General features: G+C 49.5%; 9 protein-coding genes and 1 pseudogene. 3 read left to right on the top strand and 7 right to left on the bottom strand.

Annotated elements, in window-relative coordinates; all coding sequences use genetic code 11:
* The first annotated feature begins 5 nt into the window (after positions 1-5).
* Both AMUC_RS10205 and AMUC_RS13150 read left to right on the top strand, forming a co-directional pair.
* Positions 6-3,125 (top strand): type I restriction endonuclease subunit R, EcoR124 family, encoded by a 3,120-nt coding sequence (locus tag AMUC_RS10205; protein WP_012420940.1) that lies wholly within the window; start codon positions 6-8, stop codon positions 3,123-3,125.
* A 390-nt stretch (positions 3,126-3,515) separates the two neighbouring features.
* Positions 3,516-3,663, top strand: a pseudogene (locus AMUC_RS13150) (site-specific integrase); the annotation flags it as partial.
* A gap of 188 nt (positions 3,664-3,851) precedes the next feature.
* On the opposite strand, the gene AMUC_RS10200 reads toward AMUC_RS13150, so the two are convergent.
* From AMUC_RS10200 to AMUC_RS10170, 7 genes are all read right to left on the bottom strand, one after another.
* Positions 3,852-5,012 carry an iron-containing alcohol dehydrogenase gene (locus tag AMUC_RS10200; protein WP_012420939.1) on the bottom strand — a complete coding sequence of 387 codons (1,161 nt, stop codon included), beginning with the start codon at positions 5,010-5,012 and terminating at the stop codon, positions 3,852-3,854.
* Between the two features lie 102 nt (positions 5,013-5,114).
* The gene (locus AMUC_RS10195; protein ID WP_012420938.1) at positions 5,115-6,395 is read right to left on the bottom strand and encodes a hypothetical protein; all 1,281 of its coding nucleotides are present in this window, start codon (positions 6,393-6,395) and stop codon (positions 5,115-5,117) included.
* Positions 6,396-6,506: 111 nt separating this feature from the next.
* Positions 6,507-7,562, bottom strand: a complete 1,056-nt coding sequence (locus tag AMUC_RS10190) for a hypothetical protein (RefSeq protein WP_123038951.1) — start codon at positions 7,560-7,562, stop codon at positions 6,507-6,509.
* Between the two features lie 182 nt (positions 7,563-7,744).
* A complete protein-coding gene (locus AMUC_RS10185; protein WP_012420936.1) occupies positions 7,745-8,794 on the bottom strand; it encodes a hypothetical protein in 1,050 nt (349 codons plus the stop codon).
* A gap of 14 nt (positions 8,795-8,808) precedes the next feature.
* The gene (locus AMUC_RS10180; protein WP_012420935.1) at positions 8,809-9,876 is read right to left on the bottom strand and encodes a hypothetical protein; all 1,068 of its coding nucleotides are present in this window, start codon (positions 9,874-9,876) and stop codon (positions 8,809-8,811) included.
* 189 nt (positions 9,877-10,065) lie between these two features.
* Positions 10,066-10,953 carry a tyrosine recombinase gene (locus tag AMUC_RS10175; protein WP_012420934.1) on the bottom strand — a complete coding sequence of 296 codons (888 nt, stop codon included), beginning with the start codon at positions 10,951-10,953 and terminating at the stop codon, positions 10,066-10,068.
* Between the two features lie 24 nt (positions 10,954-10,977).
* The gene (locus AMUC_RS10170; protein WP_012420933.1) at positions 10,978-12,072 is read right to left on the bottom strand and encodes a DNA adenine methylase; all 1,095 of its coding nucleotides are present in this window, start codon (positions 12,070-12,072) and stop codon (positions 10,978-10,980) included.
* A gap of 212 nt (positions 12,073-12,284) precedes the next feature.
* Between AMUC_RS10170 and AMUC_RS10165 the strand changes: the two genes are divergently transcribed.
* On the top strand, positions 12,285-12,875 hold the full coding sequence (locus AMUC_RS10165; RefSeq protein WP_012420932.1) for a hypothetical protein: 591 nt from the start codon (positions 12,285-12,287) through the stop codon (positions 12,873-12,875).
* Positions 12,876-12,966 lie beyond the last annotated feature (91 nt).

Here is a 12,966-nt window from a genome sequence, read left to right as displayed (position 1 = left end):
ATTTTATGACTTTTACAACGGAAAGCGCCTTTGAGGAAGCCGTCATTAAGATGTTGTCCGAACACGGATGGGAAAGCGCAGTATTGAAAAACTACACGGAAAAGCAGCTTATCCAAAACTGGGCTGACATCCTGTTCGAGAACAACCGGGACATAGACAGCCTGAATAATTGTCCTTTAACGGAGGGTGAAATGCTGCAAATTCTGGAGCAGATCGCCATGCTCAAATCGCCGTTGAAGCTGAACGGTTTTATCAACGGCCAAAACGTGACGATTACGCGCGATAACGAGGCTGATACCTTACACTACGGCAAGGAGGTTTCCCTCAAGATTTATGACCGCAGGGAAATAGCCGCTGGGCAAAGCCGATACCAGATTGTGCAGCAGCCCAAGTTTCCCACGGCATCCCCCTTGCTCAATAATAGGCGCGGGGATTTGATGCTGTTGATTAACGGCATGCCCGTGATTCATATTGAGCTGAAAAAGAGCGGCGTTCCGGTGAGTCAGGCCTGCCGTCAGATAGAGAAATACACGGCAGAGGGCGTCTTTAGCGGGCTGTTCTCGCTTGTGCAGATATTTGTTGGCATGACACCGGAAGAAACGCTGTATTTCGCCAATCCCGGAATAGACGGGCGCTTTAATCCGGATTACTATTTCCATTGGGCTGATGTGGATAACGAGCCTGTTAATGACTGGAAAAGCGTTATTTCCACCCTGTTGTCAATCCCCATGGCGCACCAGATGATAGGCTTCTATACTGTTGCCGACAATTCGGACGGAGTGTTGAAAGTCATGCGCAGCTATCAGTTTTTTGCCGCCAGCAAAATTTCGGATAAGGTAGCTCAAACAAAATGGGACGAGAGGAACCAGCTTGGCGGTTTTGTGTGGCACACCACGGGTTCAGGCAAAACAATGACCTCTTTCAAGTCTGCCCAGTTGATAGCCACGTCCAAAGACGCGGACAAGGTTATCTTCCTGATGGACAGAATAGAACTGGGAACGCAAAGCCTGAAAGAATACCGGGGCTTTGCCGATGACAGTCTGGATGTTCAGGCAACGGAAAACACGGGCGAACTTGTTACAAAACTGAAAAGCGGCAACCCTTCCGATACGCTCATTGTTACCTCCATTCAGAAGATGAACAACATTAAGAATGAGGCAGAGGGCGGACTGAAAGCGGCTGACATCGAACTGATGAGCGGAAAGCGCATCGTGTTCATTGTGGATGAATGCCATCGTTCCACGTTCGGTGATATGCTCATCAACATCAAAGCCACCTTCCCGCGAGCCATATTCTTTGGTTTTAGCGGAACTCCCATACATGAGGAAAACCAAAAGAAAGACAATACGACGACGACGGTTTTCGGAGATGAGCTGCACCGCTACAGTATTGCCGATGGAATTCGGGATAAGAATGTCCTGGGCTTTGACCCCTACAAGGTCTTAACCTATGAGGACAGCGAGCTGAAAACGGCTGTTGCCTTGGAAAAAGCGAAAGCGCACACAGTAGAGGAAGCCTACGCAGCCCCGGCGAAAGCCGCCGTGTTTCAGCACTACATGGGGTTGCCCATGCCGGCGGTGTATGAAGATGAAACGGGAACGAAGCACGGCATCGAGCATTATCTGCCTAACAGCCAATATGAAAGAGAGGAGCATCAACAGGCTGTCATCGCGGACATTCTGAAAAATTGGGTAGTCTTGAGCCATAATGGCAAGTTCCATGCTATTTTTGCCACAGCCAGCATTCAGGAAGCAGTCCAGTACTACCGGCGCCTGAAAGCAGAAGCCCCGCACCTGAAAATCTCCGCCATCTTTGACGCGAACATCGACAACAACGGCCATGGCCTGATGAAAGAGCAAGGGCTTGTTGAAATCATCAAGGATTACAACGCTCGCTACGGACAGGATTTTTCGATTCCTACCTTTGCCGGAATGAAAAAAGACATTGCTGCAAGGTTGGCGCATAAACGGCCATACGAGCGTATCGACAAATCGCCGGAGCAGCAGTTGGATTTGCTCATTGTGGTGGATCAAATGCTCACGGGCTTTGACTCCAAGTGGATTAACACGCTCTACCTGGATAAGATGCTTTACTATGAAAACCTCATCCAAGCATTTTCCCGCACCAATCGCCTGTTTGGTCTGGATAAGCCTTTCGGCACCATCCGCTATTACCGGAAGCCGCATACCATGGAGCGCAACGTTCAGCAGGCGGTGAAGCTGTACTCCGGCGATAAACCTTTGGGATTGTTCGTGGAGAAACTGAATAGGAATTTGGAATTGCTCAATACTATCTATCAGGATATTTCTGATCTGTTTCATCAGGCCGGAATTGAGGATTTCTCCCACTTGCCTGCGGAGCCGGAAGAATGCAAGAAGTTCGCACGGCTGTTCCGGGATTTGAATGCCCGCATGGAAGCCGCAAAGATTCAAGGCTTCCGTTGGGATAAGCGCATCTATCAGTTTGCAGACTCCACGATGGAGGTTGCTCTGGATGAACACACCTTCAATGTTCTCAGCGTGCGCTACAACGAGCTGTTCGGCGGCGGTGGAGGTGAGAGCGATGGCCATGTGCCAGATGTACCTTACGACATTCCGGGCTTCCCTATCCCGATATCCACCGGCGCAATCGACAATGATTACATGAACTCCCGATTTGAAAAGTTTAGGAAGCTACTGGGCAATGCTACCGAGGAGGAATTGCAGCAGACGGAGCAGGAACTGCATAAGTCCTTTGCGTTCCTTTCCCAAGAAGAGCAGAAGTATGCCGATATTTTCCTGCACGACATTAAGCGTGGTGATGTTGTCCCTGTAGAGGGCAAGACTTTCCGTGACTATGTGACCGAGTACATGGCAAAAGCCCAGGACGACCGCATACACCGCTTTGCCGCCGTGTTTGGTCTGGATGAAACATTGTTGCGCGGCATGATGTCTCATCGGGTGACTGAGGGGAACATCAACGATTTTGGCCGCTTTGATGCATTGAAAGCTACAGCGGATAAGAAAAAGGCCAAAGCCTACTTCGAAACCGGGTCTCACACTCCATTACCCCCACCCAAAGTGGCCATGAAACTGGACAAAATACTCCGGGATTTCATCACAAACGGCGGTTTTGACCTCCCGTAAGTCATGATGCTTACGCTGACATGAGGCGGAAATGCAGATTTCCTGCAAAAGAGCCAAGGGGAAACCCTTGAATAACCCTCATTCTGGGAGGGAGATATTGATTGGTACGCACCTGCAGAGACGGAGGGTCGCGGTATGTTGAACGCAGTATCAGACGAATCACGCAACTAGGACTTCAAAATTGCTCTGTTAGAATTCTGACAGCTCATACAGCCCTACTCTTTACTTACGAGTAGGGCAAATTCTTATTTCATTTATTTTATGGGAGAAATGATTAAGGAGAAATCCGAAAGGATTGCATCTGGTTCTACCTTTTTTGAAATCTCAGGCAACATGTTAAGCCAATATGGAATTCCCGTTTCCCTGTAAGTCTGAGCAGGATTCTATTGCTGCTTTTTTGGACAAGTGAGCTCTCAACAAATTATCAACGACTATGCGGCAACGCGTGAGAGACAAACGACAATGGATTTCCACCATCTGATAAAGGGGGGCTGAAGGCTTGATACCCGGAGATTCCACACGCAAGGCTATTATCAAAGAGGAACCATTGGCTCATCAGATCTCCTGCAGGAAAAACCTCTGCTTTGAAATAGTTCAGCTGCTCCGCAAGCGTAGAGGAAATCGGAATCATACGCGCCGCGTTCGTCTTGGTAATGCCGCGGCTGAGCTAAATCTCTCGCGCCCGCAGGGATATTCCCTGCGGGCGATAGCCCCGGAAGTTTGTTCCTAGGAATAGGATTTCTCCAGGATGCTGACCACGTCCGCCGGAGTCAACTTGCAACGGTCCAGCTCAAACAGATTGCCCATGGTGGAAAAAGCCGTTTTGGCGTATTCGTCAAATAAATCCGGTGTAATGCCGAATTCGGACATCTTCAGCTTGTCTACGCCGCAGGCTTCCTTCAGGCTGTTCAAGCCGTTCAGGAAACCGTCCACGGAGGCTTCCTGTCCCATGGCTGCGGCAACTCTTGCGTAACGTTCCGGGCAGGAGGGAGCATAGGCTTCATGGTAGGCCCAGGAAATCATAATTAGCCCCGCGCCATGGGGCAGGGAAGGATGGAAGGCGCTGAGGGCATGTTCAATGGAATGTTCCGACGTACAGCAGGAAATGGTTTCCACAAACCCGGAATAGGTATTGGCCAGCGCCACATAGGCGCGCGCTTCCAGATCATCCCCGTTATTTACGGCGCGCGGAAGATATTTGGCAATGTATTCAATAGCCTGGAGCGCGAACATGTCCCCCATGGGGGAGGCGATTGTAGCCATATATCCCTCCACGGCATGGAACAAAGCGTCAAACCCCTGGTATGCCGTTAATTTGGGAGGTACGGAAAGCATCAACTCCGGATCTACGATAGACATGGTGGGGAAAGTACCCTTGAACCCGAAACCGATCTTCTCCTGCGTGTCCTCTTTCGTGATGACGGTCCACGGATCCGCCTCCGTTCCGGTTCCCGCCGTAGTGGTGATGCAGACGATGGGAAGAGGTTTGCAGGGAATGGGAAGCCCCTTGCCGGAACCTCCCTGGATGTAATCCCAGTAGGTTCCTGGATTGGCCGCCATCACGGCGATGCTCTTGGCGGAATCCATGCTGCTGCCCCCGCCCAGGCCGATGACGAAATCACAGCCCGTTTCCCTGGCCAGGGAGGAGGCTTCCATTACGTGCTCCACCACGGGGTTGGGCTGCACTTTATCGAAAACAACGCTTTCCACTCCCTGTTTTTTCAGAAGAGCCTGTACGCGGTCCAGATACCCGAGGCGTTTGACGGACGACCCGCCGATGACGATCAGGGCCTTGGTGCCGGGCAGGGGAGCGGAACCAAGATTGTCCAAAGAACCCGCGCCAAAAAAGATTTGCGCGGGCATGAAAAATTGAAATGGCTGATACATGCCCTTAATGTATAAAACGGCGGCTCCGGACGTCAAGGATGCTCTGCGCATTCCATGAACAGGGAAACCGCCGTTCGGGCAACATCTTTTGTCTGAAGAAAGTCAGATGTCTTCAAAAAAATCGTCACTCCGGGCTGGGGCCGGCTTGGGAGGCTTCGGCACATCAGTTCCGATGGCTCCGGGATCATCCATTTCACGGCTGGTCGTAATCGTGGTGGAGGGAGCCTTCTTTTTGGAGGAACGCATGGCAGGACGCGGTGCAGAGGATGAAGAGGAACCGTCAGCCATGCTTTCTTCTTCCGGAGAATCCATCAAGCTCTTCATGCTCTGAACCAGTTTATCCCGGAGGGTGCGGATACCTTGTTCCCGGCGCACGGGATCCACCGTCGTCCGGATCAGCGTCATCATATTCCTCGTGGCGTTTGCCTGGTCTCCCAAGTCGAAGCAATCCAGTTCGCAGCGCCAGCGCAAACGATCCAGAACGGCGGCTCCCTGCTCATCAAATTCGTCTTCGGACGCATTGGCGATGCGGCCTTGCATGCCGGATTTCTTGCCGGAGGAAATGGCATGGCTGATTTTTCCCAGAGCCACTTCCATGGAAATTCTCTTGTTCCACGCCTGCCTGAGGGCGGGAAGATTGCGGGTCTTCCGGTATCCGGTGAAAAACAGCTTGTCAAAAATTTCATCCCGGTTTTTCATGGAATCCGGGAAAGCCTTGGAAGACATGCTGCTGATGCCCAGGGCCTCCCCCACTTCCGTATTAAGGACGGATTGTTCCGCAATACGGGCGCCGGCTCTTCCGGCTGCTCCATTGTTGTTTTTGGAAGAGGAAGGTTCGACAAAATCAGGGTCGGAGCAGGCGGACAGGTAGGCATTCAGCAAATCCATGGCCGGCTTCTGGAACTCCGTAACGTCCAGGGTTTCCTCCGCTGTTCCTCCGGTGGAATGGGAGGTGGCGTTCATTAAATTTTCCTTAAGACGAGCCTTGAGGACGAGAACTCCCCATTGATATTGAAGCATTAATCCTTTGCGGGCATTTTTATCCTGGTACTTCTTCGCTTCACGGTCCATCCAGTCCTTCATGGAATTGGAGGCGATTTTGGTGCTCTTCCCCTGGCTCTTGTCCTTCTCCTTTTCCGTTTCCATCAGAAACTTCTTGGACTGAATCAGCAGGTCATATGCGGCGCCGGGATCCCTGCCGGCGGAATTCAGTTTGCTGATAGCGGCATTGATTACCTTGGTTTCTGCAGACCTGTTCAGAGCGAGCAAATTATCCAAATCCTTGATTACCTTCTTCTTGGCATCGTTATCCATGTACTGCGCATAACAAAGGGAACCCAGGCTGAGGCTCCCGACCAGGCAAAGAGAAACGAAAGTATTCATGCTTTTTTTATTATGAAGGATGAAAGGTGATCTGGCAAGAGAGAAGGAATCTCAAAAAGATAAAATATCCTTGCAAACTAAAAATATCATGATTCCGCGCTCTGGCAGTAATTATTTCTTTTGTTTCTTCTCTTTAAGGAACTTTCTTCCCAACGGGCTTTGATACAAAAATTCCGTTTCTTCGGTTTTTCCCTCCTCCCGATCAACCAACTCCATCATTTCTCCTTCCTCATATCCCGCCAGCTTCAGGTATTTAAACACTTCGGTGGCTTTGCCGGGGTAGTTGTCCAACAAAATTCGTAATAAACCTCCTCCTCCATCTTTGAGGAATGATTTGATTTTGGAGTTTCGATCTTCCATGATACTTAATATATTGGCAAGATTCCTACATTTGTCCCATTTTTCCCTGGCTTCCTGCATGAAGGCGGCGTCTTTCTCTCCAAATTCCCTGTCTCTTATCCGTTCCTCTTCCGTTTTTTGCCGTCGCATTCTCTGTTCGAATGGTATGGAGAGTTCCTTCTTTTTTCTCTCCACTCTCTCGTCTCTTTCTTTCAGGAAGGACTCCCACCTGGCGTTAAACTCTTTGCTCCAAACCGCCGTTTTTCTCTCCATAACTTCTTTCTTCCAGCCCTCGAAATCAGGAATGTAGGCTTCTTTCATCATCTTCAGCATCGTTGCCGCGTAAATGGAACAAAGCTGCCCCACTTCTTTCTTTCTCACGGCAGAGCATTTTTGCTTGAGATTGATTTTGGAAATGATAACCAGATCTACCATAACTTTCCCTTTGAGAGAAATATCATTTTTTAAGTCAAAATCCGGCGTCATTTGTTCAGACGGTGTATTTTCGTTCTCTCCAAACAGAGGAGCAGCGGAAGTAATCCGGGCAATCAACAATAACCGATCCAGCTTGTCCGGGGAAACTCCCCCTCTGATGTCACTCCACTCAAGCTGCCCCATATGGGTGTGGGCTGTTTGGTAAAATTTTACGAGTTCTCCTTGCTGAAGAAGTTTTTTTAATTCTCCAATGTCAGAATCCTTGTTGAATTTCAATTCTTGCGAATCTGTTGGAAAAGCGGCGGACGAAGGCAATGCAATAACAGAGGAAAAGGTCGCAAGCAGCGCTACGGAGGATGAGCAAGACAGAAAACTGAAAATTCGGTCAATCATAAAATCAGGATTAAAAAACATGGATTTCGCCGAAAGTTCGTTCCTGAATCATTTCAAATGGAGAATATCCTATTCAGCTGAGAACTTAAGAAAAGGAAGAAGAAAGAAAAACATCTGGACAGGAACAATAAAAATCATTCCTGACAACTCTGTTGAATCCATATTGCACTTTTTATAAAGAATTACTCTTTTTTCTCTTTAAGGAACTTTCTTCCCAAGGAACTTTGATACAGGAACTCCGTATCCTTGTTTTTTCCCATTTCCCGGTCAATAAACTCCATCATTTCTCCTTCCTCATACCCTGCCAGCTTCAGGTATTTAAACACTTCGGTGGCTTTGCCGGGGTAGTTGTCCAACAGAATGCGCAATAAGGATCCTCCCTTATCTTTGAGGAATGATTTGATTTTGGAGTTTCGGCCATCCATCATAGAAAGGCTGACGTCAAGATTCATTCGTTTATTCCATTTTTCCCTGGCTTCCTGCATGAAGGCAGCGTCTTTCTCTCCAAATTCCCTGTCTCTTATCCGTTCCTCTTCCGTTTTTTGCCGTCGCATTCTCTGTTCGAATGGTATGGAGAGTTCCTTCTTTTTTCTCTCCACTCTCTCGTCTCTTTCTTTCAGGAAGGACTCCCACCTGGCGTTAAACTCTTTGCTCCAAACCGCCGTTTTTCTCTCCATAACTTCTTTCTTCCAGCCTTCAAAATCAGGAATGTAGGCTTCTTTCATCATCTTCAGCATCGTTGCCGCGTAAATGGAGCAAAGCTGCCCCACTTCTTTCTTTCTCACGGCAGAGCATTTTTGCTTGAGATTGATTTTGGAAATGATGAGTAGGTTTTTCATAACTTTTCCCTTAAGACGAATATCTCCTGCCGAAGCGAAATCCTGCGTCATTTGTTCAAACGGTGTATTTTCGTTCTCTCCAAACAGAGGAGCAGCGGAAGTAATCCGGGCAATCAACAATAACCGATCCAGCTTGTCCGGGGAAACTCCCCCTCTGATGTCACTCCACTCAAGCTGCCCCATATGGGTGTGGGCTGTTTGGTAAAATTTTACGAGTTCTCCTTGCTGAAGAAGTTTTTTTAATTCTCCAATGTCAGAATCCTTGTTGAATTTCAATTCTTGCGAATCTGTTGGAAAAGCGGCGGACGAAGGCAATGCAATAACAGAGGAAAAGGTCGCAAGCAGCGCTACGGAGGATGAGCAAGACAGAAAACATTTTATTATAGACTTCATTGTCAAATTATATATCAGGGTTTAAAAATATGATCGCCACCAGACGTCCGTTCAACGGAACATTCATCCTTCTTCTTGGTATCCACCAGAAATTTACGGATTCTGGCGTAAAACAATCCTTCTCCTTTACTCTCTATATAAAAATTCTGAAAAACCGTGGCAATATCGGATATTCCTTCTTTGTTTTCATCTCCCCCATATGTCCTGAAAAGGCAATTCCATGTAAATTCATTAGGATACGAATGTTTATAGACAGGATGACCATCGGCATCATAACCCTGAATTTCATCCCATTGCATATGGCCATTCACCCCGGATTTTATACCTATGTTGTCATGCAATCCAAAACGGTTGTCAAGACCTACGCTCCAAACGCTGTCCGCTGCATGGGGCTGCGCCAGACTTCCGGCAGCTCCAACATACCCCTTGTCTTTTTCAATGACACGAATTCCTTTAAAACAGACATCCAGAGGATGGATGGAAACGAGAAGCTGTGCGGAAACTCCATGTGCAGGATCTCCATCCCGGGGGAATCCCATATCTGCCGCAGGAACGCCTTTAACCATTCCTCCCAAAGTTTCATGTTCCGCAGTAAGATGTTCAGGAAAAACAACGTCAAATTCGATAGGGCGGGGGAGGGCCGTTCCCAGTTCGGTTTCCACTTCAATGGCTACTTTCCCTCCAGACTGCTGGATTTGTTCTTTACTGGCACAAGGATTTATCCGAAATTTAGCTTTTTCTGTTGTTTCTTCTGTTTTTAAGCCATCTTCAAGTAACTCTTTTCCCTCAATCACTTTCCATTGAATTTGATCCTTCGGCTCCAACAGAAACGGCTTTTTACAGTTCAGGGTAACGGTGACCGTTTCTCCAATGCCGATTTTCCTGCGCTTTCTGTCTTCCTTCTTCTGTTCTTCCGTCGCGTTTTTGTCACGGGCCAGTTTGGCGGAACAGTTCTCCGTTTCCGATACCAGTTCCATGATATCGGAAAATTCCTCATCTTCGGCATGAAGAAGGGAAAAAGATGAAAAAAGGATGAAAATGGCAACGGTACGGACAAGGCAAGGGCCATGAAATGCTTGCATATTTGTCAAGTGACAGAGCGCGTTTTCCGTCCAATGAGAATGGGAGAATGCTGCCTAAACTATACTTCGCATAATATATGTAATGCCAAATATAATTCCGGTAGAATAATTCTCCGACCGTTAATATTTAAATGATTATGATATGATTGGGAGGACGTGAAAAAATGCGGCATGGGAATGAATGATGAACTATCCTCTGGGATGAAAGCGGTGATGAATCGAGTTCAGCCGCTGCTGCTCCAAATGCGTATAGATCTGGGTGGTTGAAATATCGGCATGGCCCAGCATCTCCTGAATAATACGCAGATCCGCTCCGTTTTCCAGAAGATGCGTGGCGAAGGAATGACGCAGGATATGCGGGAAAACATGCTGTTCCAGTCCTGCGGCTCTGGCGCGTTCCCGGAGAATTTGACGAATCCGCTCCCTCGTCAACGGACGGCCGCGTACTGTCAGAAAGATGTGGCTTTTCGTTCCCGTCCTGACCAGTTTGGGTCTTCCTTTTTCCAAATACATTTGCAAAGCATCCAAAGCGGATCTCCCTACGGGCACCAGCCGGGTTTTATTCCCCTTCCCCAGCACGCGGACAAAAGCTTCATCTTTATCAAAACTCTCTAATTTGCAATTAATTATTTCACTAACACGCATCCCGCAGGCGTAAATCATCTCCAGAAGCGCTCTGTCTCTACATCCCAGAGGAATATCTTGAATGTCAATGCTTTCAAGCAAATTTGAGACGGTTTTCTGATCCAGCACATGAGGAAGCGACAACCCCTGCCGGGGCATTTCCAGAAATACGGAAGGGTCTTTTTCCAGTATTCCCGTTCCGGCCAGCCACCGGAAAAAAATACGCAGATGCACCATTTCCACCCGCATGGAGCTGCGGGCCATGCCCCGGTCCTGCAAATGCCGCAGAAATGCCGAAAGCGTGTCGATGCCCGTTTGGGCAAGGCCGGTATTATCCATTTCCAGAAACCGGGCAAATTCCTCCAGGGTCTGTCTCACGGAAAGCTGGTAGGCGGTGCTCAGGCCTTTCTCCGCGGCCAGAAAACGGATGAAGCGTTCCAAATGAGTTTGCATGGAGGCTGCTTTTCCTGTCATCTGTTAAAACCGTTCCACCAGGAACAGGAATTCCGTCACGTTCTGAGGACGGTTTCTGAAATTCCGGCTGCCCCGGAACGCGGCGTACGGCGTTTCCAGCGTAACGGTATGGCCCAGGCGTCCAAGGAAACCGGTCATCTCCTCATAGTTGATGAACCCCTCCGAGCTGTAGGAAAGCAGAATAAATTTGGCCGGGCAATCCTCCAGCAGCCGGAACAGGGCCTCCGGAGCATGCTGGCGGCTATTGTACGTGGAACGTTTCCAATCTGCGGGAATGCCGGAAACTCGGCTGGTTTCCTCCGGCTTTTCATAAGAAGACAGCAAATTCAGCATGAAATAATTGGAACCGTACGGATGCTGGTTATAGGGAGGGTCCAGGTACACCACATCCATTTCCGGCAGCTCGGCAGCCAGTTCATTGGCGTCACGGCAATGGATGGAATACCGGCAGTCAAACCGGGAAAACACGGGAAACGGCAGCGAAATTTCTCCCAGAATGCGGGAAAGGGCGTTGCCTCCCGTTCCCCCGAATTTGCCGATTCCGTTCCTGTCTTTGTAAAAACCTTTGAATACGCCGGATGTGTTTGTGTGGACGGAAGCTTCCGCCAGAAGAGGAGCGATAAAATAGGGCCTGACTTCTGCCGGAAGCAAATTGATGGTCTGCCTCGCCGTATCCAGGTACACGGCGTTGCGGCGCGTATAGAAAACGCGGTCATCCGCCGTGATGCAGTCCGGATTTCTGGGAGCGTACAGTTCCGTGATGAAGCCAGGGGATTCATGCGTTTCCATATACCGCAGCAGGCGTCTGTAATGTCTGTCCAGCTCCAGATTTTCCACTTCCTCCGCGTTGCTCAGGTAACAGGTATTGACGACCCGGCTGTATTCCTCCAGATCATTGACGATCAAGTCTTCCGAATGCTGTTTCAGAAAACGCGCCACAATGCCGCTGCCGGAAAAAAGATCCCCTGCTTTCAGCCTTTCCTTACCCAGGCGTTTTTTCACCTGTTCCAGCCCCGTCCCCAGAAAATGAAGAAGGGAACGCTTATTGCCCAAATAGGTTACAATTTGTTCCGTCAGGAATCTGGGATCTTCCTCCATCTGCGGAGCTGGAAGGGATGATGGCTCGTTCCGGGTCATATAGCAGGTCCCGTCCAGCATACGGCACTCCGGACTTTCCGTCAAGTTGCTCCGGGGTGCGGAATGGAGAACCTTTCCTTTATCCGCAAGGGAAACGGAGTCCGGCCCTGCGCAAAACATGCCGGAAGAAAGGCCTTTCCAAAACGAGGAATCATGTTATCGTGCCAACAATCATGAAAAGGAAGTTTCTACCCTGTTCCCTGCTCTGCATGTTCCTGGCGGCTACAACGGCCCTTGGCAATCCCGGAGACACTTTTTACGAAGCCAACCTTTCCCTGACGCGCGCGGCACGGCAGGAGAAGGAGGGGGATTATAAGGCAGCCCTGGAAAGCGGCAAGAAAGCGGAGCAGTTGCTTCAGTCCCTGAAAACATCCGAGCCGGAATGGAACCCGGAATGGGTGGCCGGCAAACTGGATACCGCCGCTCAGCTGCAGCGGCGCGTGGAACCTCTGGCGCAAAAAGCCGGAGCTCCCAAAAAGGCGGATTATTCCCTGAGACCGGGAGAACAGCGGGATTTTACCCTGCAACGCGCCTATAAGGCCCATGAACGGCAAAAAACGGTTGTGGGAACCGTTCCTGTTCTTCCTTCCTCCCACGGCACGCAACCGGGAAAAACGGTTGCTCCCGCTTCTGCCTCCCGCCCGAAAATCCGCTCCGTCAAGCCGGCCTCTGCCAGGCAGGAATCCGTTTCCAGAAAATCCGTTCCTTCGCGCGGGCTTCCTCCCCGGGCGGACCGGGATGGAAGATTCCGTATCGGAAGCTGATGCGGATACAAGGGCAGGAAAAGGGGGCCGGAAATGGGGGACATCCCCTTTTTTTCTTTCAATTGCTAAAAGAGCCGCTTTCCCAAATCGG

It is taken from the genome of Akkermansia muciniphila ATCC BAA-835 (assembly GCF_000020225.1).
Lineage (GTDB): Bacteria > Verrucomicrobiota > Verrucomicrobiia > Verrucomicrobiales > Akkermansiaceae > Akkermansia > Akkermansia muciniphila.
The sequence above is the reverse complement of the archived record's forward strand: the minus strand, read 5'-3'. Positions and strand labels throughout refer to the sequence as shown.

What these genes read in the sequence shown, in the direction of transcription:
- AMUC_RS10170 (WP_012420933.1), bottom strand. Translation starts at nt 12,072, where the DNA reads ATGGAGGAAGATCCCAGATTCCTGACGGAACAAATTGTAACCTATTTG.
- AMUC_RS10180 (WP_012420935.1), bottom strand. Translation starts at nt 9,876, where the DNA reads ATGCAAGCATTTCATGGCCCTTGCCTTGTCCGTACCGTTGCCATTTTC.
- AMUC_RS10195 (WP_012420938.1), bottom strand. Translation starts at nt 6,395, where the DNA reads ATGAATACTTTCGTTTCTCTTTGCCTGGTCGGGAGCCTCAGCCTGGGT.
- AMUC_RS10200 (WP_012420939.1), bottom strand. Translation starts at nt 5,012, where the DNA reads ATGTATCAGCCATTTCAATTTTTCATGCCCGCGCAAATCTTTTTTGGC.
- AMUC_RS10185 (WP_012420936.1), bottom strand. Translation starts at nt 8,794, where the DNA reads ATGAAGTCTATAATAAAATGTTTTCTGTCTTGCTCATCCTCCGTAGCG.
- AMUC_RS10205 (WP_012420940.1), top strand. Translation starts at nt 6, where the DNA reads ATGACTTTTACAACGGAAAGCGCCTTTGAGGAAGCCGTCATTAAGATG.
- AMUC_RS10165 (WP_012420932.1), top strand. Translation starts at nt 12,285, where the DNA reads ATGAAAAGGAAGTTTCTACCCTGTTCCCTGCTCTGCATGTTCCTGGCG.
- AMUC_RS10190 (WP_123038951.1), bottom strand. Translation starts at nt 7,562, where the DNA reads ATGATTGACCGAATTTTCAGTTTTCTGTCTTGCTCATCCTCCGTAGCG.
- AMUC_RS10175 (WP_012420934.1), bottom strand. Translation starts at nt 10,953, where the DNA reads ATGCAAACTCATTTGGAACGCTTCATCCGTTTTCTGGCCGCGGAGAAA.